Origin of the sequence: Burkholderia sp. 22PA0106, from assembly GCF_047497155.1 — a bacterium.
Classification (GTDB): domain Bacteria; phylum Pseudomonadota; class Gammaproteobacteria; order Burkholderiales; family Burkholderiaceae; genus Burkholderia.
This window is the reverse complement of the sequence record NZ_CP163162.1, coordinates 1,643,940-1,667,590: the sequence shown is the minus strand read 5'-3', so window position 1 is coordinate 1,667,590 and position 23,651 is coordinate 1,643,940. Positions and strand designations below refer to the sequence as shown.

Genomic DNA, 23,651 nt, shown 5'->3' with positions numbered 1-23,651 from the left:
GCGGTGTGAACAACGCCGCTCGTCAGTTCAATCGCCCGATTTCGGCAAGCTCGCGCGCGCGCCGCGCAGCCGCGCGTTCAGGGGCTCCGAGAACCGTCGAAACACCAGTTGCGCCACCACGCTCGCCACCGCCACGTAGAGCAGCAGCCACACCGGCTTCCAGGCCGCGACGATATTCGCGCGCGTCAGCGTCTCGCGCAGCACGCCGAGCACGACGATATGGAACAGATACAGCTCGTAGCTGCGCACGCCGAAGAAACGGATGAAGTTCGACACGCCGCCGTGCTCGTCGCCGTAGATGCCCGAGGCCGGCGCGCTCGCGCTCACCACGCGGTTCGCCATGCCGTACAGCAACGCGCCGGTGCCGAGCGCGATCACCGACACGCCCCACACCACCTGCCGCATGATCGGCCCCGACAGCCAGGTGGCCGCCATGACGAGCGCCGCGCCCCACGCGAGCCGGCCAAACGCGCTCGCCGACAGCGGCCGCGCCGGCAACAGGGCCACCCCGCAACCGATCGCGATCGCATCGAAGCACGACAGATAGCCATACAACGCGACGATCTCGTCGCCGGCATGCAGCCAGCGCCACACCGGCCCGACGAGCATCGGCACGACGAGCAACGGCAGCATGAAGCGCCGCCGTCGCAGCAACACGCAAAGCAGCGGAAACGCCAGATAGAACACCTCCTCGACCGACAGCGACCAGAGGATGTTCATCGCGTAGTTGAAATAGCCGAGCTTCGCCATCAGCACGTTGTGCCAGAACGTCAGCACCGACAGCACGGCCAGCGCCATGCTCGCGGTGCCGGGTTTGTTGGTGAACGAATGCAGCCCGAGCGCGCCGAGCGTCGCCATGATCGCGAGCGCCAGCAGCAGGCACGGCAGGATGCGCGCGGCGCGGGTGCGATAGAACGCGAGCGGGCGCACCGCGCCGAGCGAGCCGAAGCGCCGCAGCGAGGTGGTCGTGATCAGGTAGCCCGACACCACGAAGAACATCGTCACGCCGTAGTTGCCGTTGCGCGCGACGGCGCGGATCGCGGCCGACAGCCACGGCGCGTCGAACGGCGTGACGTCGAGCCGGTACGTCAGATGGAAGTGCAGCAGCAGCACCGTCAGGATCGCGATGCCGCGCAGGAGATCGATGCCGGTGCTGCGGGAAGTCGAGGCCACTCGGTTGCCCTTGGAGATGGTGAGAGAGTCGCGTCGTGCGCCGCGCATTGTCCGTCATGCGCGGCGGGCGGGCCAGCGCGGCGCCGACCTGACGTCGAAAGTGGCGTGGAGCGACGTTGACGAAGCGCGCCGCGCACCGGAAGATACCGGCTCTCGCCGGCCGCGGCCACCCCGCCCCGGCTGTTCGCCCCGCTTTTGCCCTTCCCGCCATGACGCTTCGCCTTGCCATTTTCGACTTCGACGGCACCCTCGCCGATTCCTACCCCGTGTTCGCCGATGCACTGAGCGGCCTGGCCGAACGGCACGGCTTCCGCGCGCCCGACGCCGCCACGCTCGACCGGATGCGCGGCATGAGCGCGATGGAAGTGCTCGGCGAACTCGCGCTGCCGTTCTGGAAGGCGCCGGCCGTCCTGAGCGATGCCCGCAAGCGGATGGCCGAGCGGATCGGCGAAGTCGCGCCGGTCGCCACCGTGATCGACACGCTCGGCACGCTGATCGACCGGCAGGTCGCGGTGGCCGTGGCCACCTCGAATTCGGTCGAGAACGTGCGCGCCGTGCTCGGCGACGCGCTGGTCGACCGTTTCGCGGCCGTCGAATGCAGCTCGTCGCTGTTCGGCAAATCGCAGCGCCTGCGCACCGTGCTCGATGCGACCGGCATCGACGCCGCGCAGGCGATCTTCATCGGCGACGAAGTGCGCGACGCCGAAGCGGCCGCCGGCATCCCCGGGCTGCGCTTCGGCGCGGTGGCGTGGGGCTATACGAAGCTCGACGCGCTGCTGGCGGCCAAGCCGACGGCGGTATTTCACGCGCCGGCCGACTGGCTCGCGCTGGCCGCTTGAGTTGAGACCACCGTGCCCGGTATTCCGGCCGGCACCTGGCTCGACGAGCACGCCGGCTGGCGCGCGGGGTTCGCCGCGATGACGATCCTGAGCCTGTTGGCGTTTGGTGCCGCGCTCGGCTCGGTGCCACGGGCGTCGATGTAAGTAGCGGCAGGCCCGTTCGGCCCCGCCACGGCCCTCACAGCAAATCGGCGCGCAATTCCCGCACGCCGCGCCCGAGCCGCTGCCGCAACAACGAGCGCAGCGTCGCCCCATCCCCGTAGCCGACCTCGGCCGCGATCGCCTCGAGGTCGGCGTTGCCGCCGCGAATCAGCGATTGCGCGTGCTCCACGCGCAGGTCTTGGAAATACGCGAGCGGCGACTTGCCGAGCACTTCCTGGCACCGCCGCTGCAACGAGCGCGTGCTGATCGCGAGCGCGCTGGCCGCCTCCTGCAGCGAGAAGCCGGTGCGCAGGTTCTGGCGCGACCACTGCTCGAAGCGCTGGATCAGCGGATCGGCCTGCGCGAGGTGGTTCGGGATGATGTACGCGGCCTGCGACGAGCGGATATCGGCCAGCAGATAGCGCGAAACCAGCGTCGCCAGCTCGGGGCTGACCGTGCGCACCAGCCACAGCGCCAGATCGAGGTGGCCCAGCGCCGCGCCGGCCGTCGCGCCGATGTCGGTCGGCACCAGCATCCGCGATTCGTCGAGCCGCACCGCCGGATAGCGCTGCCGGAACAGCGGCGCGAGCCCCCAGTTGGTGGTGGCCTCGCGGCCATCGAGCAGCCCCGCTTCCGCCACGATGAAGGTGCCGAGGCACGAGGCCGCCAGGCGCACGCCATCGGCATGCCACGCCACCAGTTGCGCACGCGCATCGAGCACGTCGGGCCGCGACAGCGACTCGATCAGCTCGTCGGGCATGGTGGTGGCCAGCGCCGGCACGATCGCCCAATCGGGCTTCGGCCGATCCGCGATCGGCTGCACCGGCACCACCAGCCCGTGGCACGAATGCACCTTCTTGCGCACCCCCACCACGGACACATCGAAACTCGGCGTGCCGCCCATCAAGCGGGCCGACAGTTTGTTGGCGACGAGAAACACGTCGAGCGTGACGGACAGCCCTGTATCGAACAATCCATCGAGGGCGAGCACGGCGATGCGCATGGCGTAAATGCCTCCAAAGTTGGCGTTTGCGACTGTACCAGCGAAGCGCCCCGCTGCCTATACTGGCCTCCATTCCGAGCCGCACATTCCGTTGCGGCCCGCATTCGAGGAGCCACCATGACCGATCTCGTCAGCACCACCATTGCCGCGCACGGCGGCCTCGACGCCTGGCGGGGCGTCGAGCGGGTTTCGGCGAACTTCCACGCCTCGGGCGTGAGCCTCAAGCAGCGCGGGCCGGTCGCGGAAGCGGACAACGACCAATCAGCAGCTCATATGCCTCATGAGCTTTGACCTCGCGGCAGAGAACCGGCATATGATCCAGCCTTCATCGCTTCGTTTCGACAGCCGATTCAAGAAAAGGAAAAGAACATGACATTGACGTTTAGGCGCAAGGACGGCACCTTTCTTCAGCCGGTTGCCGACGAGGGCGCAGCAGCGACAGGTAAGGCCCGCGACGCTCTCATGCTGGACGGGGCGCTCACCATCGCTTCACCGCAAGCGGCGGCGTCACTCTACAAAGAGCAGGCAGTGGACCCGGTGGCCAACGTCGCGACAACGGCGGACGACACACCGCGCAAAGCATGGCTCGGCGGGGCTAAGAATGCATACGATCCATTCATCCTGAACTGGTCGGGCACGCTGAGTTCGCGGTATGACTGGGTCGCGCTAGGGTTCTACCGAGGCAGTGTCGGCTACGTATTTTCGGGCTCGCTCCAGAACGGCTGGCAGTGGGCCACCAAGGGTAGCCCCTACGTCACCAGCTATTCACCCTACGACATCTCGCAACGCGGCGGCGGGGCGGAGCAGGCGATTTATTTCATCTGGAGCGCCGCCTACAACATGTACATCGAGGTGTAAGCGCCGCTTGGATGGCGTGACCACTTTTCGTGGTCTCCGAGCGCTGCCGGCATGGTTTCCTGTTAGGTAAAACCAGACGGGATGTTAACCGGCCCCAAACTTGATTTCGCAACGGCGCTTCTCAATCGAAGTGCACCGAATCGGCGCTTTGGCGGCGGCACGCCGAGAGGATCGGGCCGATCGCCGCCGAGCTTTGCACCCCGGGCAGGTATTGCAGCAGGCAGCTGTGATAGGCCTGCTCGGTGGGCGTCAACATGCTCCACTGGCGGTAAAGCTGGTCGCAGGAATTGCGCAGCAGCCCGACGACGTTGCGGTTCCAGGTGGTCGACAGCGAACGCAGGATGCAGGCGTCGTAATTGGCTTGCTCGTTGAACGCGAAGGCCGGGCTGGCGGCGGCGGCGAGCGCCGAAACCAGCACGGCGCGGACGATGGCTTGACGAAGCGGAATCATGAGCGCGGGGTGTCCCTGTTCGTGGATCGACAAGGCGCGCCGGCAAGGTGGCGCGCCTCGTCTGTTCCGAACGCCTGAGCGCCCCGCGTTATTCCCTGAACGGGGCGTTTTTTACACCGCCCCAACCCGCCTCAAACCGGCGACGGATTGCGCTCCGCGAACCCTTCCTGATGCCAGTACGGATAAGCCGGCCGCGTGCGGCTCGCCTCATCGAGCTTCTTGACCTGCTCCGGCGTCAGATTCCAGCCCACCGCGCCCAGGTTCTGCCGCAACTGCTCCTCGTTGCGCGCCCCGATCAGCACGGTCGCCACGGTCGGGCGTTGCAGCAGCCAGTTCAGCGCGATCTGCGTGATCGTCTTGCCGGTTTCCTCGGCCACTTCGTCGAGCGCGTCGATCACGCGGTACAGGTATTCGTCCGGCACCGGCGGGCCGGCGTCGGCCGTCTTGTGCAGGCGGCTGGTGGCCGGCAGCGGCTGGCCGCGACGGATCTTGCCGGTCAGGCGCCCCCAGCCGAGCGGGCTCCACACCACCGCGCCCACGCCCTGATCGGCGCCGAGCGGCATCAGTTCCCATTCGTAATCGCGGCCGATCAGCGAGTAGTACGTCTGGTTCGCCACGTAACGCGGGTAGCCGTAACGATCGGCCACGTCGAGCGATTTCATCAGGTGCCAGCCCGAGAAGTTCGACACGCCCGTGTAGCGGATCTTGCCGGCGCGCACCAGATCGTCGAGCGTCGATAGCACTTCCTGTACCGGCGTGCGCGCGTCGAAACCGTGCAATTGGAACAGATCGATGTAATCCGTTTGAAGGCGCTCGAGCGCGGCGTCGACGGCCTTGATCAGATGGAAGCGCGACGAGCCGACGTTGTTCGGACCGTCGTCGAAGCGGAACGTCGCCTTGGTCGAGATCAGCACCTTGTCGCGGCGGCCCTTGAGCGCCTCGCCGAGAATCGATTCGGACACGCCTTTCGAATAGATGTCGGCGCTGTCGAACAGGGTGAGCCCGGCGTCGAGGCAGATGTCCACGAGCTTGCGGGCTTCGGCCACGTCGGTCGCGCCCCACGCCTCGAAGAATTCGCCGGAGCCGCCGAACGTGCCGGTGCCGAAGCTCAGTACCGGAACCTTGAAACCTGATGCGCCGAGATGTCGATATTCCATGCCAGTTCCCGAATGGTGAGAGGTGGACGAGCGGGCGACGGCAGGCTGCCGTCGCCGGGGCTGTAAACCTAGCGCAACTCGGAAAATCGTGCAGGCGGCGCGCGAGCCCGCTCAGGCGCGCGGCTTCAGCGTCAGCCGCGCGGCGAGGCCGCCGCCGTCGCGATTGCGCAGCGTGAGCGTGGCGTTCATGGCCTGCGCCAGTTGCCGCGCGATCGCCAGCCCCAGCCCGGTGCCGCCGGTGCCGCGATTGCGCGACGTCTCGATCCGCACGAACGGCTCGAACACGGCCTCGAGCGAGGCCTCGGGGATGCCCGGCCCGCGATCGAGCACGGCGATCTCCGCGCCGCCGGCGGGCGTCGAGGTCAACTCGACCTGCGCCGCGCCGCCGAACTTCAGCGCGTTGTCGACCAGGTTGCCGATCACGCGCCGCAGCGCCTGCGGCGGCGCGTCGAGCGATAGGTCGGTGCGCTTCGCGAAATCGACGTCCTGCCCGGCATCGAGGTAATCGCACACGATGCTGTCGAGCAGCGCGTCGAGATCGATGCGGCGCGCCGTCTCGGACGTGCTGTGCACGGTTCGCGCATAGGCCACGCCTTCCTTCACGAGCTGGCCCATTTCCTCCAGGTCCTGCCGCAGCTTGGCGGCCTGCGTTTCGTCGTCCATCACGTCGACGCGCAGCCGCATGCGCGTGATCGGCGTCTGCAGATCGTGCGAGATGGCGGCCAGGATCTGCATGCGCTCGGCCGTATACGTGGCGATGCGGTCCTGCATCGCGTTGAACGCGCGCGCGGCGCGCGCCACCTCGGACGGCCCCGATTCGGGCAGGCGCTCGCCCTTGAGGTCGGGGCCGAGCGCATCGGCGGCGTCGGCCAGCGCGTGCAGCGGCCGGGTGGCGAGCCGCACCGCGAGCCAGCAGCAGGCGGCCAGCACGGCAAGCTGCAACAGCAGCACCACGGGCAGCCAGCCCGACAGCGGAATGCCCGACATCGGATGCATGTCGATCGTCAGCGGCGTGCCGTCACTGAGCTTCAGGTGCACCTGCATGTGTTCGGTGTCGCCTGGGATCTCGTTGGCGGTGACGGCGTAGGTGCGGCCGATGCCGTCGGTGATCGAGCGCTCGACGCGCGCCGACAGCGCGGCGTCCACCGGGCCGCCCGGCTCGCCCGGCCCGAGTTCGAAGCGGTAGCTGCGGCGCGCCAGGCGCGGCAGCCAGGCGGCGCGCTCGCCGGGTGGCAGATGGTCGAGCAGCGCGACCGACGCCACCACCTCGCGCTCGATGTAACCCATCATCAGCGTGGTGGTGGCCTGATCGCGCTCGGTCAGCGTCAGCCAGAACGACAGCATCTGCGCGACAGCCAGGCCCACGCAGAGGATCAGCGCGAGCCGCGCGAACATCGAGCGCGGCCCGTGCAGGCGGCGCAGGCGGCGGAAACCGGGGAGCGGATTCATGCGGGCTCGTCGATCGACGTGACCGACGACGAGAACACATAGCCCTCGCTGCGCAGCGTCTTGATGTAGCGCGGCTCGCGCGCGGTGTCGCGCAGGCGCTGGCGCAGGCGGCTGACCAGCAGGTCGATCGAGCGGTCGAACGCGTCGGCCTGGCGGCCCTGCGTGAGGTTCAGCAACTGGTCGCGCGTCAGCACGCGTTGCGGGTTGTCGAGGAACACGCGCAGCAGCCGGTATTCGGCGCCGCTCAGGGCCACCATCGTGCCGGCCTCGTCGAGCAGATGGCGGCCGGTGGTGTCGAGCCGCCAATCGCCGAACGCGAGCCATTGCGCGGCCTCGCTGACCTGCATGCCGGGCGGCAGCATGCGCGTGCGGCGCAGCACCGAGCGGATCCGCGCATACAGCTCGCGCACCGCGAACGGCTTGGTCAGGTAATCGTCGGCGCCCATTTCGAGGCCGACGATGCGGTCGGTTTCCTCGTCGCGCGCGGTCAGCATCACCACCGGCACGGCGCGATGCTTGCCGGCGCGCAGTTCGCGGCACAGCACCAGGCCGTCATCGCCGGGCATCATCACGTCGAGCACGATCAGGTCCGGCGCGCCGTTTTCCAGCGCGGCGCGCATCTCGCGGCCGTTGGCGGCCAGCGAAATGCGCATGCCGTTCTTCTCCAGATACTGGCCGACCAGTTCGCGGATGCCGCGATCGTCGTCGACGATCAGCACATGGTCCGGGCGTTCGGCGTTCATGCGCGGGCCTCGCGGCGGCGCGTCACGGCCGGGCCGCGCGAGCCGACGGTGTGGCACGCGAGCGGATGCGCCAGTTCGGCGGCGAACCCGCCGGCCAGGAACGCGACGATCGCGAGCAGGCGCTGCAACGGGTGACGGGCGGGTTTCATGCGTCCTCCACGACGGATTGCGCCGCGCCGTTGGCCACGCTGAATGCCAGCGCGTACGGATCGACGCCGTCGAGGCAGCCGATGTTCACGCGCCAGCGCAGCGGATCGAGGCGCGTCTGGTGAAACGGGTAGATGCCGCAATGGCGGCAGAAGTAATGCTTCGCCACGCGGGTGTTGAACTGGTATTCGGTCAGCGCGTCCTCGCCGGCCAGGATCGTCAGGTCCTCGCGGGCCACCATCGACGACATCAGCGCGCCCTTGCGGCGGCACAGGCTGCAATTGCAGCGCACGGCCGGATCGAGCGCGGCGCGCACCGAGAAACGCACCGTGCCGCAGTGGCAGGCGCCCAGATAGGTTTCGACATGGGGTTCGGCGTGAGACTCGGTATTCATCGTGTGCACTCCTTGGCGATCGGGAATGGACCGATTTATAGCCGATCGCGCCCTGCGTTTTGTGTCGCAATGTATCTGAATTCCGCTCCGACACACAACATTGCACGGGCGTGGCGCGGCGCAAACATGGCCGATACAACCGGGCGTTCCAATGGCTCCATCGCCACTCGACGCCCAAGGAGGCTCCCCGTCATGCGACCGCTCACCCGCTTCTGGCCCTTCGCCGCGGCCCTGGCCGCCTGCTTCGCCGTGATCGCGGCCAGCCGCCCGCCGGCGCTTGCCGCCGGAACCACCGGCCTCGCCGCGCCGGCCGGCGTCGCCACCACCGCGCCCGAACTGACCGGCATCGGCCACTGGCTCAACGGGCCGCCCCAGACCCTGGCGAGCCTGCGCGGCAAGGTGGTGCTGGTGGATTTCTGGACTTATACCTGCATCAACTGCATCCACACGCTGCCGCACGTCGAAGCGTGGTACGAGAAATACCGCTCGCAGGGGCTGGCGGTGATCGGCGTGCATACGCCCGAATACCCGTTCGAGCGCAGCACGGCGAACGTGGGCGACGCGATCGGCCGCTTCGGGCTGACTTATCCGGTCGCGCAGGACAACGACTACGCCACCTGGCGCGCCTACGGCAACCAGTATTGGCCCGCGTTCTATCTGATCGACAAGACGGGAAAGATCGTCTATCGCCATTTCGGCGAAGGCGACTACGAGCAAACCGAGGCCGAAATCGTGCGGCTGCTGGGACAACCCGCCAACCCGGCGGCAGCCACGACGGAGAACCCGCCCGTGGCCCGGATCGCAAGCTGATCGCGGCCCGAAATGCAACACGGGCGGCCGGCCTTGTCGGCCAGCCGCCCGTGGCGGATCGCTTGCCCGAAGGTTCAAACGTTCGAACCTTCAGGCGTGCGGCGCTTCAGAACCCGAGATCCGGGCCGCCCGGCGCGCCGCCGTGGCCGGCCGGCGCCGTGGCCGGCTTCGGCGCTTCGAACACGCTGGCGTCGGTCGTCAGCAGCAGGCCCGCCACCGAAGCCGCGTTCTGCAGCGCCGTGCGCGTCACCTTGGTCGGATCGAGCACGCCCGATTCGACCAGATCGCCGTACTCGCCGGTCGCGGCGTTGTAGCCGAAGTTGCCCGAGCCCTCGGCCACCTTCGCCACCACCACGCTGGCTTCCTCGCCGGCATTCGCCACGATCTGGCGCAGCGGTTCCTCCAGCGCGCGCAGCACGATCTTCACGCCGGCGTCCTGGTCCGCATTGATGCCGCGCACCTCGCGGATCGCCTGCCGCACGCGGATCAGCGCCACGCCGCCGCCCGGCACGATGCCTTCCTCGACGGCCGCGCGCGTGGCGTGCAGCGCGTCGTCCACGCGGTCCTTCTTCTCCTTGACCTCGATCTCGGTCGCCCCGCCCACCTTGATCACGGCCACGCCGCCGGCCAGCTTGGCCACGCGTTCCTGGAGTTTCTCGCGGTCGTAGTCGGACGAGGCATCCTCGATCTGGATGCGGATCTGCTTGACGCGCGCCTCGATCGACGCCTTGTCGCCGGCGCCATCGATCACCGTGGTGTTTTCCTTGCCCACCTCGATGCGCTTGGCCTGGCCCAGTTCGGCCAGCGTCGCCTTCTCCAGCGTCAGGCCGGTTTCCTCGGCGATCACCTGGCCGCCGGTCAGGATCGCGATGTCCTCGAGCAGCGCCTTGCGGCGGTCGCCGAAGCCCGGCGCCTTGACGGCCACCGTCTTCAGGATGCCGCGAATGTTGTTGACCACCAGCGTGGCCAGCGCCTCGCCTTCCACGTCCTCGGCGATGATCAGCAGCGGACGGCCCGCCTTGGCGACCTGTTCGAGCACCGGCAGCAAGTCGCGGATGTTCGACACCTTCTTGTCGTGCAGCAGGATGTACGGGTTGTCGAGAATCGCGACCTGGCGATCCGGGTTGTTGACGAAGTACGGCGACAGGTAGCCGCGATCGAATTGCAGGCCTTCCACCACGTCGAGCTCGTCGGCCAGCGATTTGCCGTCCTCGACGGTGATCACGCCTTCCTTGCCCACGCGGTCGATCGCCTCGGCGATGCGCTGGCCGATCGATTCCTCGCCGTTGGCCGAGATGGTCGCAACCTGCGCGATTTCGAGGCTCGTGGTGGTCGGCTTGCTGATCTTCTTCAGTTCCTCGACGGCGGCCAGCACGGCCTTGTCGATGCCGCGCTTCAGGTCGAGCGGGTTCAGGCCCGCCGCCACGTATTTCTGGCCTTCGCGCACGATCGCCTGCGCCAGCACGGTGGCCGTGGTGGTGCCGTCGCCGGCCGTGTCGCTGGTCTTGGAAGCCACTTCCTTGACCAGTTGCGCGCCGATGTTCTGCAGCTTGTCGGCCAGTTCGATTTCCTTGGCGACCGACACGCCGTCCTTGGTCACGATCGGCGCGCCGAAGCTGCGCTCCAGCACCACGTTGCGGCCCTTCGGCCCGAGCGTGACCTTGACGGCATCCGCCAGCACGTTGACGCCTTCGATCAGCTTCGCGCGGTTGACGTCGCCGAATACGATTTCTTTTGCAGCCATATGGGTTTCTCTCAGGTTCAGACGTTGACGACCGCGACGATGTCTTCCTCGCGCAGCACCAGCAGTTCGATGTTGTTGACCTTGACCGTCTGCCCGGCGTACTTGCCGAACAGCACGCGATCGCCGGTCTTCAGATCCGGTTCGATGCGGCGGCCGTCGGTGTCGCGCCGGCCCGGGCCGACGGCGATCACTTCGCCCTGGTCCGGCTTCTCGGCGGCGCTGTCGGGCAGCACGATGCCCGACGCCGTCTTGGTTTCCTGGTCGAGCCGTTTGACGATCACGCGATCATGCAGCGGACGAAGACTCATCGTTGCGTTCCTCTCGGTTGGATGCGGTGGGTTTGGCACTCGTCATGGGCGAGTGCTGATGAGGCCCAGTATAAAAACGGGGCGTTCGCCGATCCAATAACGGATACGCGGATGGATATGAAGGCGCGGAAGTATCGTTATCGCGGGCGGCGATAAGCGGGGGGCGCGGCGGCGGCTTGGAAGCGCGGACCGATCGGGGCCGCCGTGGAGAACGAACGCGGCCCCGGCACGCGAGACGCGCCGGGGCCGCCGACACCCAGGCTCAGGCCGTGAAGCCGGCCACCGCATGCGGCACGTACGGCGCTTCGAGCGTGGCGATCTCCGCCTCGGTCAGCTTCAGTTCGAGCGCGGCCAGCGCGTCCGTCAGGTGATGCGGCTTCGAGATCCCGACGATCGGCGCGGTCACGCCCGGCTTCTGCGAGACCCAGGCCAGCGCGACCTGCGCGCGCGGCACGTTGCGCGCGGCGGCCACCTCGGCCACGGCCTCGATCACGGCACGGTCGGCATGCGCCGTGGCCGCGTACAGGCGGGTGCTGACGTTGTCGCTGTCCTGGCGCGCCGAGCTTTCGTCCCAGTTGCGCGTGAGGCGGCCGCGCGCCAGCGGGCTCCACGGGATCACCGCGACGCCCTGATCCACGCACAGCGGCATCATTTCGCGCTCTTCCTCGCGGTACAGCAGGTTCAGGTGGTTCTGCATGCCGACGAATTCGGTCCAGCCGTTCTGGCGCGAGATGTACAGCGCCTTCGCGAACTGCCACGCCGCCATCGACGACGCGCCGATATAGCGCGCTTTGCCCGCCTTCACCACGTCGTGCAGCGCTTCGAGCGTCTCCTCGATCGGCGTGCCCGGATCGAAGCGGTGGATCTGGTACAGGTCGACGTAATCGGTGCCGAGCCGCTTCAGGCTGTGGTCGATCTCGGAAAGGATCGCCTTGCGCGACAGGCCCGCGCCGTTCGGCCCCGGGCGCATGCGGTTGTAGACCTTGGTGGCGATCACCACGTCGTCGCGCTTCGTGTATTCGCGCAGCGCGCGGCCGACGATCTCCTCCGAGGTGCCGTCCGAGTACATGTTGGCGGTGTCGAAGAAGTTGATGCCGGCTTCGATCGCCTGGCGAATGATCGGGCGGCTGTCGTCTTCCGACAGCGTCCACGCGTGGTTGCCGCGTGTCGCGTCGCCGAAGGTCATGCAGCCGAGCACCAGCTTCGAGACTTCCAGGCCGGTCCGGCCGAATTTCACGTATTCCATCGCTACCTCGTTGAAGGGTGATTTGCGCGAAATCATGCCCGATTCCGCGAATGGCTGCGTCGGTGTGACGCAGCAAGAGCGGTGCGATACGCGCAAGGCACAGCCGACTAAATCTTTTCCGAAAGCTTTCGATTCATCTACAATCCGCACCCATGATTCGACTTCGCCATCTGCTCACCCAGCGCATGACGAATCCGGCAGTGGCTGCGTTGCTGCTGCTGATCGTCGCGTTCCGCCTGTTGTTTCCGCCTGGCCTGATGCTCGCCACGAGCACGCGCGCGGAAACGGCCGGCTTCGTGATCTGCAGCGGTCATGGCGCATTGTTCGACGAGGCCACCACCGGTGGCGTCAGCGTCAGTCCCGCCGCGCAGGCTGCCGCCGACGATCTGGCGAAGGCGCTGGCCGGCTCCGCGCCGCCGGCGGCCCACCCGCATGGCGGCGATCTCTGCCCGTTCAGCGCGGCGCCGGCCGTCGGCCTTGCCGCCGCACTGCCGCAGCCGGCCTACTGGCTGCGCATCGCCACCGGCAACCACCCGCCGTGCCCCGACCACCTCATCCTTCCGAACAGCGGCCCCGCCCTCGGCCCGCTCGGCGCCCGCGCGCCACCTTCCCCGCGGCATTCCTGACCCCAACGTCCGGACCCTGAACGTTCCGTAGCATCGCGCGTGCTCGATCGCCGCGCGACGGGCCGTCGTGTCCGCGCCATCCATCGCCTCCGCCTCGATCGTCGTGCGCGGCTCGGCGTCGCTGGCCGACGCCATTGGGCGTCCGCCCGCGCACGTCCGGACTTCGACGTGCGAGATCTCGCAGGGCTTTCGCAAGCCCACACGCCATGCTGAATTTGAAAAGGATCACGGCCGCCGCACTGGCCGCTTTCGCGCTCTCGGCGCAGGCCCAATCGATTCCGCCCGACGCGGCGAAACCGGCCCGGCCGCCCACGCCCGATTCACCGCCGTCGGCCACCGTGGCGCTGCCTGCGGTCGGCGTCACGGGCCGTTCGAGCGGCGCCGCGGCGTCCGATACCGCACTCGATTCCACCTCGGCGACGCGCACCGACACGCCGCTGATCGAAGTGTCCCAATCGGTCCAGGTGCTCACGCGCCAGCGGATCGAGGAACAGGACGCCCGCACGCTCGCCGACGCGTTGCGCAACGTCTCGGGCGTGATCCCGAGCGAGCCGGCAGAAAACACCATCGTCGGCAACCTCGTGCGCGGCTTTCCCGCCGACATTTACGTCGACGGCCTGCCGACCATCGGCATGAACGCCACCAACAGCCCCGCCAGCCTGGTCGGCATCGACCGGATCGAGGTGCTGAAGGGGCCGGCATCGACCTTGTACGGCGGCGGCCCCGGCGCGCCGCTCGGCGGCCTGATCGATATCGAAACGGAGCGGCCGAATGCAAAGCCCGGTGGGTACGTGGCGATGCGCACCGGCAGCGACGGTACGCTCAACCCGTATTTCGACATGACCGGAGCGCTGGCGCGGTCGATCGACGCGCGGCTCGCGGGCGAATACGCCCACGACGGAAACGCGATCGACCACGTGAAGGGCGAGCGTTGGGCGCTCAAGCCGAGCGTGTTGTTCAAGCTCGCGCCAAGGACGCGCCTGCTCGTTCAAGGGCAGTTCGACCACCGCAGCCAGCGCGAATATTCGGGCCTGCCGGCAGCCCAGGCGCTGGCAGGCCAGCTCGATCGTTACGCGTTCCCCGGCGCGACGACGGGCCAGCCGCGCACCGCCTTCGACAGCCAGATGGCGACGGTGCGGCTCGAGCACGCGTTCAACGACCGCCTGCGCCTGACCGTCAGCGGCCGGTATTACAACAGCCGCACCCCCGAATACGGCAGCTTCGTCGAACCGGACCGCTATCCGCCCGCCCCGGCCACGCCGACCACCTATCCGATCCTCGGGTTCGGCATGTTGACACGCACCCGCAACGCCACGCTCGACGCGAATCTCGCCGCCGATGTCGATGCGCTCGGCGGCCAGCACCTGCTGCTCGCGGGCGTGAGCTACGACCACACCGATTTCTCCTCGGACATGGGCCTGACGAATGCGCCGATCGGCATGCTCGATCTGGCCCGGCCGGCGTACCAGGTCGCGTTCGGCACGCCGGTGCCGCTCTCGATGACGATGACCGACCACGATCGGACGCTCACCGCCTACGTGCAGGATCAGGCCACCTATGGCCGGCTCCATGTGACCGGCTCGCTGCGCTACACGCAGCTCCGTTTCCATGAGGTCGAGCTGGGCACGGACGCGACCTATCACCACGTCTCGCCGCGCATCGGCGCAACCGTCGATCTGGCGCCCGGCGTCGCCGCCTATGCCGCCTATGCCACGGCGTTTCGTGCCCCGGCCGGCTTTGTCGGGCTGGCCGCGCCCAAGCCCGAAACCTCGCGCAACGTCGAAGCCGGCGTGAAGCTGGCGCTGAAGCACCTCGGCCTGTCGGGCACGCTGGCCGTCTTCGATCAGACGCGCGAGAACGTCGCCACGCCCGATCCGGGCCATCCGCTTTTCCAGGTGCAGTCGGGCCGGCAGCGGGCGCGCGGCGTCGAAACCGATCTGACGTGGGAGCCGGTGCCGGCGCTCTCGCTGTTCGTGAACTACGCCTACACGCGCGCGACGGTGACCGAGGACAACGCGATCCCGGTGGGCGACACACTCGCGCGCGTGCCGAAACACAGCGGGCGCGTGGCGTTCCGCTACCGCGTGACGGGCGGCCCGGCGCACGGGCTGTCGTTCGGTGCCGGCATGACCGCGTTCGGCGCGCGCGAACTCACGCTGCCCAACAGCGTGTCCGTACCCGGCTACGCCCTGTTCGACGCGCAGGCCGAATACCGCCTCGGCCGCTACACCGTCGGCCTCTCGATGCTGAACCTGACCAACCGTCACGTGTACGCGCCCTATCAATACTTTTCCTACCCCGTCGTGATGCCGGTGCAACCGCGCACCGTCTACGTGACGCTCAAAGCCCTGATCTGAGGACACTGCCATGACCGATATCCAACGCCGCCACGCCCTGTTGATGACCCTGTTCGCCCCGCTCGCGGTGCGTTCCGCCGCCGCGCAAACGCCGGCGCCCGGCCCCGTCCCCATCGCAACGATGCCCGAAATAGACCCCGCCATGCACGGAAGTGGCAGCGAAGCAATCGCCATGCTGATCTATCCGGGCATGACCGCGCTCGATCTGATCGGGCCGCAATGCATGTTCGCCTTGCTGATGGGCGCGAAGATTTACCTCGTTGCGAAATCGCTCGACCCGGTGACGAGCGATTCCGACGTGACGATCACGCCGACCGCGACCTTCGATACCTGTCCAGTCGATCTCACCGTGCTGTTCGCGCCCGGCGGCACCGACGGCACGCTGGCCGCCGCGCGGGACCCGGAGACACTCGCCTTCATGCGCGATCGCGGCGCGCGCGCGAAATACGTGACCAGCGTCTGCACCGGCTCGCTGATCCTCGGCGCAGCCGGCTTGCTGGACGGCTACAAGGCCACCTCGCACTGGTCGGTGCGCCACGTCCTGTCCGAATACGGTGCGATCCCGACCGAAGCGCGCGTGGTGCGCGACCGCAATCGCGTCACCGGCGCGGGCGTCACGTCGGGGCTCGATTTCGGCCTGACGATGTTGGCCGAATTGCGTGGCCGGAGTTACGCGGAGTGCACGCAGCTCATCACCGAATACGACCCCGAGCCGCCGTTCAATGCAGGCTCGCTGCAAACCGCGCCGCCGGCCGTCGCGGTGGCGGTGAAGCAGTTGCTGGCGGGCTTCACGAAGGACACCGAAGCGCTCGCCGCAGCGCAGACGCGCCGCCAGCCGGCCGGTTGACGACGCCGGGCCGGGCTCGACAGGCGCCGTACGCGGAGCCTGTCGAGCCCGGAGCCCTTGGCCCGGCACCACGCGTTCGTCGTCTTGACGGCCTGCGCGATCCTCGCTCGATCCGGGAAACCCCCAAGGCCCGAGGCGCCCCGAACCTCCCGATCCGGCCCCGCCCCCGTGTTACGCTCGCAGCGCCCGCTCGTGGGCAAGCGGTGCCTATCTCGCATCGCCGCTTCCCATCACAACAACGCAGAACGACACCGAGTCGCCCAATCCATGATCGCCACTATCCTGATCGGCCTGGTTGCCCTGATCCACGTCTATATCGTGGTGCTCGAGATGTTCCTGTGGACCACGCCGAAAGGCCGGCGCGTGTTCGGGCTGACCGCCGATTTCGCGCAGCAGACGCGCGTGCTGGCCGCCAACCAGGGCCTCTACAACGGCTTCCTGGCGGCGGGCCTGATCTACGGCCTCGTCTCGGCTGTCGATGGCTACGCGTTCAAGCTGTTCTTCCTGATCTGCGTGATCGTGGCCGGCGTGTTCGGCGCGGCCACGGCGAACCGCCGCATTCTGTTCGTGCAGGCGCTGCCGGCCGCGCTGGCGTTGATCGCGCTGCTGATCGGCGTCTGAGCCGAAGCCGGTCACGCGGCCTCAGCGCTGCGTCACCTCGCGCAGCGCCTGCTCGGCGGTCTCGAAGCGGAACGCGAAGCCGCGCGCCTGCAAGCGCGCCGGCACGACGCGCTGCCCGTCGAGCAGCAACTGCGCCATCTCGCCCGCCACGGCCCGCAGCGGCGCGGCCGGCAAATGGCACCACACGGGCCGCCGCAACACCTTCCCCGCCGTGCGCGCGAACTCGGCCTGCGTGAGCGCGCCGGGCGCGACCGCGTTGTAGACGCCCGCCATGCCGGGTTCGGCCATCGCCTCGGCAACGATCCGCAGCACGTCGTCGCGATGGATCCAGCTCATCACCTGCGCGCCATCGCCCAGCCGCCCGCCGCAACCGAAATAGTGAGGCATCAGCATCGGCGGCAACGCGCCGCCCGGCCCGAACACCACGCCGAGCCGCAGCACCACGGTGCGCACCGGCTGGCCGGCCAGCGGCGCGATCGCCGCCTCCCAGCGCCGGCATAGCTCGGACATGAAGCCGCCGCCCGGCGCGCTCGTCTCGTCAAGCCGCTCGGTCGCCGCGCGCACGCCGTAATAGCCGATCGCCGAGGCCTGAATCCACACGGCCGGCCGGTGCGAAGCAGCATCGAACCAGCGCAGCAGCGCCTCGGTCACGCCCACCCGGCTCGCCAGCAATTGCGCCTGCCGCTTCGCGCTCCACCCGGCTCCCGGCTTCAAGCAACCGGCAACGGCATCAATTCAGATGCGCCTTCAAGCGCTCGACGATCTCGTCGAACGTCGGCCGGCGTTCGACGCCCACGCTCAGGCAAGCGGCCGCGAGCGCGGTCAGCGTGGCCGTGGCCGACGAGCTGCCGGGTTCGCTGCGCGCCAGCAGTTCTTCCAGCAGGCAGCCGAACGCGCGCACCTCGATGCGCTGCAGCAACGCGCCGTGCGCGGCGTCGTCGCCGTACAGCGAGGCCGCGCCGAAATCGCCGAGCAGCGCGTGCCCCGCACCGTCGTGCAGGATGTTGTGCGCGTACAGATCGCCATGCACGATGCCGCGCCGGTGCAGATGCGCGGCGGCCGACGCGATGCCGTGCGCGATCCGCAGCGTCGCGCTCAGGTTGAAGCGCACGTCCTCGGCATACACGTCGCGCGTGCAGGAATCGAAGCTTGGCGGCGCGGCGAGGTTCTCGAAATCGTGTTCGATCAGCGGCATCACCAGCCCCTGCTCGCCGATCGGATGGCCGGTGAGCCGGCCGAGCGCGCCGATCAGGTTCGGATGCGTGCCGGCATGCAGGCAGGCGGCCATTTCGCGATCGGGCAGGCCGTCGCTGGTGACCGCGCCCTTGTACAGCTTCACGGCCACCGGCTGCTGCGGATGATGATCGGCCGACAGCCGGTTCGCGCGGTAGATCACGCCCGACGCGCCCTCGCCCAGCTTCTGCCCGAGCGCCAGCGTGCTCCAGGCGATGTCGCCCACCGAGCGGTCGGCCTCCGCCGTGGCCTCGATCGTGGCGGCAAACGGGTTGCCGGCGTAGGCGATCCACGCCAGCCGCGGCATGCGCAGCAGCCAGTCGGGCAGCCGCTCGAACCGGTTCGCCGCGAGCCGCACGAGTTCGAGCCGCGTGCAGGCGGCCATCTCGTTCGGCAAGGCGCTCAAGCGGTTGCCGGCCAGCATCAGCTTCTGCAGATCGGGGCAGCCGCCCAGCTCGGGCGGCAGCGCCTCGATCGCGTTGTCGGTCAGGATCAGCCAGCGCAGGCGCGGCGGCAGCGCACTGCCCGGCACGTCGGTGATGCGGTTGGCCTTGAAGCCGACCATGCTCAGTTGCGCGCATTGGCCGAGCACGGGCGGCAATTCGGTAAACGGATTGTTCGAGGCGAACAGCACGCGCAGCTTGGCGAGGCGCGGCAGGTCGTCGGGCAGGCGGGTCAGCGCGTTGCCCGACAGGTCGAGCACTTCGAGCGTGTCGGCCAGATCGAAGATCTCGCGCGGGAATTCGGTGAGGCCGCCGGACAGCTTCAGGTGCTGTGCCCCCGCAAGCTTGCCGGCTTTCAGTTGATCGACGGTGGTGGTCACGGTCGGTGGCGGCGTGGGCCGCGAGAGTGGGGAACGTCCCGATTCTAGCGGGATCGGCGGCGGCTCAACACGGGATACAACCCGATATACGGCCGGCTCGTTCGCCCGACAGGCCACAGGAAACGCCGCGCTCCGGCCCGCAATTCGCCGGTCCGCGGGCACGCCGTTTGCGCTGCTTCCGCGTACACGCAGGGCGCAGCATGGCACGGCGGCGAATCGCCCGGGCCACCGACCGTCTCATCCGGCCCCGCGTGTTAGCTTGACCGATTACCCGACGTGCAGGTCATCCACCGACACCGAGAGAGGGCTTCCCGACATGACATCCGATTCGTCCACCGCATCCACCGCCACGCCCAAGACCGTCCCCGCCCCGCGCGACCCGCATTTGCGCGAGATGGCGAACTGCATCCGTTTCCTGTCGATGGACGCGGTGCAGAAAGCGAACAGCGGCCACCCCGGCGCGCCGATGGGCATGGCCGACATCGCCACGGTGCTGTTCCGCGATTTCCTCAAGTTCGATGCGGCCGATCCGCACTGGTTCGACCGTGATCGCTTCGTGCTGTCGAACGGCCATGGCTCGATGCTGCTGTACAGCCTGCTCTACCTGACCGGCTACGAGGACATGACGATCGATCAGATCGAGCAGTTCCGCCAGGTCGGCAGCAAGACGGCCGGCCACCCCGAATACCGCCATGCGAACGGCATCGAGCTGACCACCGGGCCGCTCGGCCAAGGCATCGCCGAATCGGTCGGCATGGCGCTGGCCGAGCGCATCCTCAACGCGAAGTTCGGCGACGCGCTGGTCGATCACCATACCTACGTGTTCCTCGGCGACGGCTGCCTGATGGAAGGCATCAGCCAGGAAGCGATCTCGCTGGCCGGGCACCTGAAGCTCGACCGGCTGATCGCGTTCTGGGACAACAACTCGATCTCGATCGACGGCCCCACGAGCCTCGCGGTGTCCGACAACGAGATCGAGCGGTTCCGCGCGTCGGGCTGGCGCGTGATCGAGATCGACGGCCACGACACCGATGCGATCCGCGACGCGATCACGGCCGCGCGCCAGGGCACCGGCCAGCCGACGCTGATCGCCTGCCGCACCATCATCGGCTTCGGCTTTCCGACCCGCGCCGGCACGCAAAAGGCGCACAGCGACGCGCCCGGCCCCGAGGAAATCGCCGGTGCGCGCAAGCTGCTCGACTGGAAATCGCCGCCGTTCGAGATTCCCGAGCCGTTGTTGAAGGAATGGCGCGAGATCGGTGCCAAGGGCCGCCACGCACGGCTCGGCTGGGCCGCGCGCGTCAAGGCGACGCCAGCGCCGCTGCGGCAGGATTTCGAGCGGCGCAACCGCGGCGAGCTGCCGGACGGCTGGCGGCAGGCGATCGCCGACGCGCGCGCCGCGTTCGTGCAGGACGGTGAAGCGATGGCCACCCGCAAGGCCAGCGGCGCGGTGCTCGAGCGCCTGTTCGACATGATCCCCGAACTGCTCGGCGGCTCGGCCGACCTCACGCCGTCGAACAACACCAAGACCCAGCACCAGACCGAAATCGCGCCGGGCCGCTACGACGGCTCGTACGTGCACTACGGCGTGCGCGAGCACGGCATGGCCGCCGCGATGAACGGCATCGCGCTGCACGGCGGCCTGATCCCGTACGGCGGCACGTTCCTGTGCTTCTCCGATTACTGCCGCCCGGCGATCCGGCTGGCCGCGATGATGCAGATCCGCACCACCTTCGTCATGACGCACGACTCGATCGGGCTCGGCGAGGACGGCCCGACCCACCAGCCGGTCGAGCATCTGGCCGCGCTGCGCGCGATTCCGCACTTGGGCGTGTACCGGCCGGCCGATGCCGTCGAAACGGCCGAATGCTGGGAGTTGATCCTCGACCAGCCGCGCCGCGCGGCCTTGCTCGCGCTGTCGCGCCAGCCGCTGCCGCTGCTGCGCACCGAAGCCGGCAACGAAAACCGTTCGGCGCGCGGCGCCTACGTGCTGCTCGCGGCCGAGGGCGGCCCGCGCCGCGTCACGCTGCTGTCGACCGGTTCGGAGGTGCATCTGGCCGTGAAGGCGCGCGAGATCCTGCAGGCCGAAGGCGTGCCGACCGCCGTGGTGTCGATGCCGTGCCGCCTGCTGTTCGAGGAGCAGGACGCCGAATACCGCCACGCCGTGCTCGACGACACGCCGGCACGGGTGGCCGTGGAGGCCGCCGTCGAACTGGGCTGGGAGCGTTATCTCGGCCTCGAAGGCCGCTTCGTCGGCATGCACGGCTTCGGCGAGTCGGGCAAATTCGAGGAGGTGTATCGCAAGTTCGACATCACCGTCGAGGCCGTGGTGAGCGCGGCCAAGGCGATCCTCGAACACACCGGCACCTGAGCCGCCGGCAAATCAGACAGCCGCCGCCCGCGCCTTGGCTGTATCGGGCGCGGCGTCCGGCCGCCGGCGGGCCAGCGCCGCCATCGCCACGCGATCGAGCGCCGTGCACAGCACGAGGTAGAGAAACGCGACGAACAGGAACACCGGAATCGGATAGATCATCAGCCGGTTGTTGACCTGCGTCGCGACGAAGGACAACTCGTTGACGCCGACGATATAGGCCAGCGAGGTGTCCTTGACCAGCGACACCCACTGGTTCACGAACGACGGCGCCATGATCCGCACCGCCTGCGGCAGCACCACCTCGCGCAGCGTCTGCCAGCGCGTCAGGCCGAGCGACAGCCCCGCCTGCCATTGCGCCGCGCCCACCGCCACGATGCCTGCGTGCACCGAATGCGCCAGATACGCGCCGCCGATCAGCGACAGCGCGCACACCACCGCCACCAGCCCCGGCACGTCCACATGGAACAGGATCGGCAGCAGGAAATACGTCCAGAAAATCAGCATCAGCACCGGAATCGCGCGGAAAAACCCGATCGTCACGAGCAGCACGGCGCGCACCGGCCGCCCGGCCATCGCCAGCGCGATGCCGGCCGCGAAGCCGATCACGCCCGAGGCGATCGCCGACGCGATCGCCAGCACCAGCGTGAGCGCCGCGCCGCCGAGCGGGCCGTCGGGAAACGCGCCGATCATCAGGTAGCGCAGGCTGCCGGTGAACATCTCCCACGGCATCATCGCGGCGCTCCCGGGCTGGCGTCGCGCAGGTGGCGAACGGCATGCAGCGCCGCCTCCAGCACCGCGATCGCGCCGATATACAGCAGCGTGGCCACGCCGAACGCGGCGAAGGTCTTGAACGTTTCCGTCTCGACCTGCCGCGACGCGTACGACAGCTCGGCCAGCCCGATCGCCATCGTCAACGAGGAATTCTTCACGAGGTTCATGTATTGCCCGAACAGCGGCGGCAGCGCGATCCGCACCGCCTGCGGCAGCACGATATGGCGAAACCCTTGCCACGGCGTCAGCCCGAGCGCGGCCGCGGCCTGCCACTGGCCCTCGCGTACCCCCGCGATGCCGGCCGAGAATTCGCCGGCGATGAACGCCGAGCTGTAGCAGGTCAGGCCGAACCAGCCGGCCAGGAATTCGAACGACGGCCAGTGCAGCACGCCGAGCGCGTGCGGCGCGTTGAGCCACGCGACCGCCGCATCGGGCAGCAGCGTGGCCGCGCCGAAATACCAGAAGAACAGTTGCACGAGCAGCGGCGTGTTGCGGAAGCCGCCGATGTAGAGGCCGGCGACGCGGCGCACCCAAGCGCGCCGTGCCCGGCAGGCCAAGGCCAGCCCCGCGCCCGCGAGCGTGGCCGCGACGGCCGAGCTCAACGCCAGGCCGACCGTCACGCCGAAACCCTGCCAGAGCCACAGCAGGTATTTCGGCGCCAGGAAGCTGTCGATCATCGTCTCGAACCGCGGTGCGTCAGGTCTTGTCGCCGATCTTGAAGGTGCGCGTGAGCGGCGTCTTGGTGGTCGGACCGAACCAGCGGTTGTAGATCGCGGTGGCCTGGCCGTTCGCCTCCAGCCCCTTCAGCGTGTCGTTGACGAACGACACCAGGCGCGGCTCGCCCTTCGGAATGCCCACGCCCATGTAGTCGTTGGTGATCGTAAACGCCGGGATTTCGTACTTCTGCTTGTCCGGCACGTTGGCCAGCAGGCCGACCAGCTTCGGGCCGTCCTGCGTGATCGCCTGCACGTTGCCGGCGCGCAGCGCAGCGAACGCGAACGGCGTGTCGTCATAGGCCACCACGGTTGCCTTCGGGAACTGCTCGCGCACCGCGATCTCGTTGGTGGTGCCCTTGTCCGCGCCGATGCGCAGGCCGCTGATCTGATCCTTCGAGGTCAGCACGCCCTTCTTCGCCAGGAACTGCTGGCCCGACGAGAAATACGGAATGCTGAAATCCACCTGCTTGGCGCGCTCGTCGGTGATCGTGAAGTTGGCGAGCACCAGATCGACCTTGCGTGAAGTCAGGAACGGAATCCGGTTGGCCGGGTTGGTCGATTGCAGTTCGAGCTTCACGCCGAGCTTGTCGGCCAGCGCCTTCGCGTAGTCGACGTCGAGGCCGACCGTCTTGTTGCTGGTCGGATCGACATAGCCGAACGGCGGATTGCTGTCGAAGGTCGCGACGCGCAGCACGCCGGCCTTCTTGATGTCGTCGAGGCGATCGGCGTGCGCGAGCGCCGGGAACAGGGCGGTGAGGCTGGTCAGGCTGACGAGCGTGGCGGCGAGCAGGGTCTTTTTCATTGGAGGTTCCGTGTGCGG

General features: G+C 68.4%; 25 protein-coding genes and 1 pseudogene. 10 read left to right on the top strand and 16 right to left on the bottom strand.

What is annotated here, in order from left to right:
- Positions 1-27: 27 nt before the first annotated feature.
- A complete protein-coding gene (locus AB4850_RS07130; RefSeq protein ID WP_414441902.1) occupies positions 28-1,173 on the bottom strand; it encodes an acyltransferase family protein in 1,146 nt (381 codons plus the stop codon).
- Between the two features lie 209 nt (positions 1,174-1,382).
- Here AB4850_RS07130 and AB4850_RS07125 point away from each other — a divergent pair, with 209 nt between their 5' ends.
- Together AB4850_RS07125 and AB4850_RS07120 are read left to right on the top strand one after the other, a co-directional pair.
- Positions 1,383-2,012, top strand: a complete 630-nt coding sequence (locus AB4850_RS07125; protein WP_414441901.1) for an HAD hydrolase-like protein — start codon at positions 1,383-1,385, stop codon at positions 2,010-2,012.
- Between the two features lie 12 nt (positions 2,013-2,024).
- Positions 2,025-2,156, top strand: a complete 132-nt coding sequence (locus AB4850_RS07120) for a hypothetical protein (RefSeq protein ID WP_414441900.1) — start codon at positions 2,025-2,027, stop codon at positions 2,154-2,156.
- A 34-nt stretch (positions 2,157-2,190) separates the two neighbouring features.
- Here AB4850_RS07120 and AB4850_RS07115 read toward each other — a convergent pair whose 3' ends face one another.
- Positions 2,191-3,156 (bottom strand): GlxA family transcriptional regulator, encoded by a 966-nt coding sequence (locus tag AB4850_RS07115; RefSeq protein ID WP_414441899.1) that lies wholly within the window; start codon positions 3,154-3,156, stop codon positions 2,191-2,193.
- A gap of 117 nt (positions 3,157-3,273) precedes the next feature.
- Between AB4850_RS07115 and AB4850_RS07110 the strand changes: the two genes are divergently transcribed.
- Positions 3,274-3,447 carry a hypothetical protein gene (locus AB4850_RS07110; protein ID WP_414441898.1) on the top strand — a complete coding sequence of 58 codons (174 nt, stop codon included), beginning with the start codon at positions 3,274-3,276 and terminating at the stop codon, positions 3,445-3,447.
- A 78-nt stretch (positions 3,448-3,525) separates the two neighbouring features.
- Complete coding sequence (locus AB4850_RS07105) at positions 3,526-4,014, top strand: hypothetical protein (protein ID WP_414441897.1); 489 nt, start codon at positions 3,526-3,528, stop codon at positions 4,012-4,014.
- A gap of 121 nt (positions 4,015-4,135) precedes the next feature.
- Here AB4850_RS07105 and AB4850_RS07100 read toward each other — a convergent pair whose 3' ends face one another.
- The 6 genes from AB4850_RS07100 to AB4850_RS07075 form a co-directional block, all read right to left on the bottom strand.
- Positions 4,136-4,465: a VF_A0006 family four-cysteine protein gene (locus AB4850_RS07100; RefSeq protein ID WP_414441896.1), complete on the bottom strand. Its 330-nt coding sequence runs from the start codon at positions 4,463-4,465 to the stop codon at positions 4,136-4,138.
- A gap of 131 nt (positions 4,466-4,596) precedes the next feature.
- Positions 4,597-5,622, bottom strand: a complete 1,026-nt coding sequence (locus AB4850_RS07095) for an aldo/keto reductase (protein WP_414441895.1) — start codon at positions 5,620-5,622, stop codon at positions 4,597-4,599.
- Between the two features lie 111 nt (positions 5,623-5,733).
- Entirely contained in the window at positions 5,734-7,071 is a 1,338-nt protein-coding gene (locus AB4850_RS07090; RefSeq protein WP_414441894.1) for an ATP-binding protein, read from the bottom strand.
- Positions 7,068-7,814, bottom strand: coding sequence for a response regulator (locus AB4850_RS07085; RefSeq protein WP_414441893.1), 747 nt, complete (start codon positions 7,812-7,814; stop codon positions 7,068-7,070). The genes AB4850_RS07090 and AB4850_RS07085 overlap by 4 nt, the downstream gene beginning before the upstream one ends.
- On the bottom strand, positions 7,811-7,963 hold the full coding sequence (locus AB4850_RS07080; RefSeq protein WP_414441892.1) for a hypothetical protein: 153 nt from the start codon (positions 7,961-7,963) through the stop codon (positions 7,811-7,813). The genes AB4850_RS07085 and AB4850_RS07080 overlap by 4 nt, the downstream gene beginning before the upstream one ends.
- Positions 7,960-8,355: a GFA family protein gene (locus AB4850_RS07075; protein WP_414441891.1), complete on the bottom strand. Its 396-nt coding sequence runs from the start codon at positions 8,353-8,355 to the stop codon at positions 7,960-7,962. Before AB4850_RS07075 ends, AB4850_RS07080 begins: the two co-directional genes overlap by 4 nt.
- A 192-nt stretch (positions 8,356-8,547) precedes the next feature.
- On the opposite strand from AB4850_RS07075, the gene AB4850_RS07070 reads away from it, so the two are divergent.
- Positions 8,548-9,165: a thioredoxin family protein gene (locus AB4850_RS07070; RefSeq protein ID WP_414441890.1), complete on the top strand. Its 618-nt coding sequence runs from the start codon at positions 8,548-8,550 to the stop codon at positions 9,163-9,165.
- 106 nt (positions 9,166-9,271) lie between these two features.
- Here the strand turns inward: AB4850_RS07070 and groL are convergent, their stop codons facing one another.
- From groL to AB4850_RS07055, 3 genes are all read right to left on the bottom strand, one after another.
- Positions 9,272-10,909, bottom strand: coding sequence for a chaperonin GroEL (gene groL, locus AB4850_RS07065; protein ID WP_414441889.1), 1,638 nt, complete (start codon positions 10,907-10,909; stop codon positions 9,272-9,274).
- Positions 10,910-10,926: 17 nt separating this feature from the next.
- Positions 10,927-11,217: a co-chaperone GroES gene (locus AB4850_RS07060; RefSeq protein ID WP_414441888.1), complete on the bottom strand. Its 291-nt coding sequence runs from the start codon at positions 11,215-11,217 to the stop codon at positions 10,927-10,929.
- 262 nt (positions 11,218-11,479) lie between these two features.
- Positions 11,480-12,463 (bottom strand): aldo/keto reductase, encoded by a 984-nt coding sequence (locus AB4850_RS07055; RefSeq protein ID WP_414441887.1) that lies wholly within the window; start codon positions 12,461-12,463, stop codon positions 11,480-11,482.
- Between the two features lie 152 nt (positions 12,464-12,615).
- Between AB4850_RS07055 and AB4850_RS07050 the strand changes: the two genes are divergently transcribed.
- The 4 genes from AB4850_RS07050 (at position 12,616) to AB4850_RS07035 (ending at position 16,914) form a co-directional block, all read left to right on the top strand.
- The gene (locus tag AB4850_RS07050) at positions 12,616-13,089 is read left to right on the top strand and encodes a hypothetical protein (RefSeq protein ID WP_414441886.1); all 474 of its coding nucleotides are present in this window, start codon (positions 12,616-12,618) and stop codon (positions 13,087-13,089) included.
- Positions 13,090-13,295: 206 nt separating this feature from the next.
- Positions 13,296-15,446 (top strand): TonB-dependent siderophore receptor, encoded by a 2,151-nt coding sequence (locus tag AB4850_RS07045; protein WP_414441885.1) that lies wholly within the window; start codon positions 13,296-13,298, stop codon positions 15,444-15,446.
- Positions 15,447-15,456: 10 nt separating this feature from the next.
- Positions 15,457-16,293 (top strand): DJ-1/PfpI family protein, encoded by an 837-nt coding sequence (locus AB4850_RS07040; RefSeq protein WP_414441884.1) that lies wholly within the window; start codon positions 15,457-15,459, stop codon positions 16,291-16,293.
- Between the two features lie 267 nt (positions 16,294-16,560).
- Positions 16,561-16,914, top strand: coding sequence for a DUF1304 domain-containing protein (locus AB4850_RS07035; protein WP_414441883.1), 354 nt, complete (start codon positions 16,561-16,563; stop codon positions 16,912-16,914).
- A 21-nt stretch (positions 16,915-16,935) separates the two neighbouring features.
- Here AB4850_RS07035 and AB4850_RS07030 read toward each other — a convergent pair.
- Positions 16,936-17,619, bottom strand: a pseudogene (locus AB4850_RS07030) (TIGR01777 family oxidoreductase); the annotation flags it as partial.
- A gap of 25 nt (positions 17,620-17,644) precedes the next feature.
- Positions 17,645-18,970, bottom strand: a complete 1,326-nt coding sequence (locus AB4850_RS07025) for a leucine-rich repeat-containing protein kinase family protein (protein WP_414441882.1) — start codon at positions 18,968-18,970, stop codon at positions 17,645-17,647.
- A gap of 316 nt (positions 18,971-19,286) precedes the next feature.
- On the opposite strand from AB4850_RS07025, the gene tkt reads away from it, so the two are divergent.
- Positions 19,287-21,341, top strand: a complete 2,055-nt coding sequence (tkt, locus tag AB4850_RS07020) for a transketolase (RefSeq protein WP_414441881.1) — start codon at positions 19,287-19,289, stop codon at positions 21,339-21,341.
- Positions 21,342-21,353: 12 nt separating this feature from the next.
- On the opposite strand, the gene AB4850_RS07015 is transcribed toward tkt, so the two are convergent.
- Genes AB4850_RS07015 through AB4850_RS07005 form a run of 3 tightly spaced genes read right to left on the bottom strand, consistent with a single transcriptional unit; the run spans position 21,354 to position 23,633 of the window.
- Entirely contained in the window at positions 21,354-22,073 is a 720-nt protein-coding gene (locus AB4850_RS07015) for an amino acid ABC transporter permease (RefSeq protein WP_414441975.1), read from the bottom strand.
- Positions 22,073-22,789: an amino acid ABC transporter permease gene (locus tag AB4850_RS07010; protein WP_414441974.1), complete on the bottom strand. Its 717-nt coding sequence runs from the start codon at positions 22,787-22,789 to the stop codon at positions 22,073-22,075. Before AB4850_RS07010 ends, AB4850_RS07015 begins: the two co-directional genes overlap by 1 nt.
- A 22-nt stretch (positions 22,790-22,811) precedes the next feature.
- Positions 22,812-23,633, bottom strand: coding sequence for an ABC transporter substrate-binding protein (locus tag AB4850_RS07005; protein ID WP_414441880.1), 822 nt, complete (start codon positions 23,631-23,633; stop codon positions 22,812-22,814).
- Between the last annotated feature and the right edge of the window lie 18 nt (positions 23,634-23,651).

Bases quoted from the DNA above. Each gene is read 5' to 3' on its own strand.
- AB4850_RS07060 (WP_414441888.1), bottom strand. From the start codon at position 11,217: ATGAGTCTTCGTCCGCTGCATGATCGCGTGATCGTCAAACGGCTCGAC.
- AB4850_RS07105 (WP_414441897.1), top strand. From the start codon at position 3,526: ATGACATTGACGTTTAGGCGCAAGGACGGCACCTTTCTTCAGCCGGTT.
- AB4850_RS07050 (WP_414441886.1), top strand. From the start codon at position 12,616: ATGATTCGACTTCGCCATCTGCTCACCCAGCGCATGACGAATCCGGCA.
- AB4850_RS07040 (WP_414441884.1), top strand. From the start codon at position 15,457: ATGACCGATATCCAACGCCGCCACGCCCTGTTGATGACCCTGTTCGCC.
- AB4850_RS07125 (WP_414441901.1), top strand. From the start codon at position 1,383: ATGACGCTTCGCCTTGCCATTTTCGACTTCGACGGCACCCTCGCCGAT.
- AB4850_RS07095 (WP_414441895.1), bottom strand. From the start codon at position 5,622: ATGGAATATCGACATCTCGGCGCATCAGGTTTCAAGGTTCCGGTACTG.
- AB4850_RS07005 (WP_414441880.1), bottom strand. From the start codon at position 23,633: ATGAAAAAGACCCTGCTCGCCGCCACGCTCGTCAGCCTGACCAGCCTC.
- AB4850_RS07045 (WP_414441885.1), top strand. From the start codon at position 13,296: ATGCTGAATTTGAAAAGGATCACGGCCGCCGCACTGGCCGCTTTCGCG.
- AB4850_RS07090 (WP_414441894.1), bottom strand. From the start codon at position 7,071: ATGAATCCGCTCCCCGGTTTCCGCCGCCTGCGCCGCCTGCACGGGCCG.
- AB4850_RS07035 (WP_414441883.1), top strand. From the start codon at position 16,561: ATGATCGCCACTATCCTGATCGGCCTGGTTGCCCTGATCCACGTCTAT.
- groL (WP_414441889.1), bottom strand. From the start codon at position 10,909: ATGGCTGCAAAAGAAATCGTATTCGGCGACGTCAACCGCGCGAAGCTG.
- tkt (WP_414441881.1), top strand. From the start codon at position 19,287: ATGACATCCGATTCGTCCACCGCATCCACCGCCACGCCCAAGACCGTC.
- AB4850_RS07055 (WP_414441887.1), bottom strand. From the start codon at position 12,463: ATGGAATACGTGAAATTCGGCCGGACCGGCCTGGAAGTCTCGAAGCTG.
- AB4850_RS07100 (WP_414441896.1), bottom strand. From the start codon at position 4,465: ATGATTCCGCTTCGTCAAGCCATCGTCCGCGCCGTGCTGGTTTCGGCG.
- AB4850_RS07110 (WP_414441898.1), top strand. From the start codon at position 3,274: ATGACCGATCTCGTCAGCACCACCATTGCCGCGCACGGCGGCCTCGAC.
- AB4850_RS07070 (WP_414441890.1), top strand. From the start codon at position 8,548: ATGCGACCGCTCACCCGCTTCTGGCCCTTCGCCGCGGCCCTGGCCGCC.
- AB4850_RS07115 (WP_414441899.1), bottom strand. From the start codon at position 3,156: ATGCGCATCGCCGTGCTCGCCCTCGATGGATTGTTCGATACAGGGCTG.
- AB4850_RS07015 (WP_414441975.1), bottom strand. From the start codon at position 22,073: ATGCCGTGGGAGATGTTCACCGGCAGCCTGCGCTACCTGATGATCGGC.
- AB4850_RS07075 (WP_414441891.1), bottom strand. From the start codon at position 8,355: ATGAATACCGAGTCTCACGCCGAACCCCATGTCGAAACCTATCTGGGC.
- AB4850_RS07080 (WP_414441892.1), bottom strand. From the start codon at position 7,963: ATGAAACCCGCCCGTCACCCGTTGCAGCGCCTGCTCGCGATCGTCGCG.
- AB4850_RS07085 (WP_414441893.1), bottom strand. From the start codon at position 7,814: ATGAACGCCGAACGCCCGGACCATGTGCTGATCGTCGACGACGATCGC.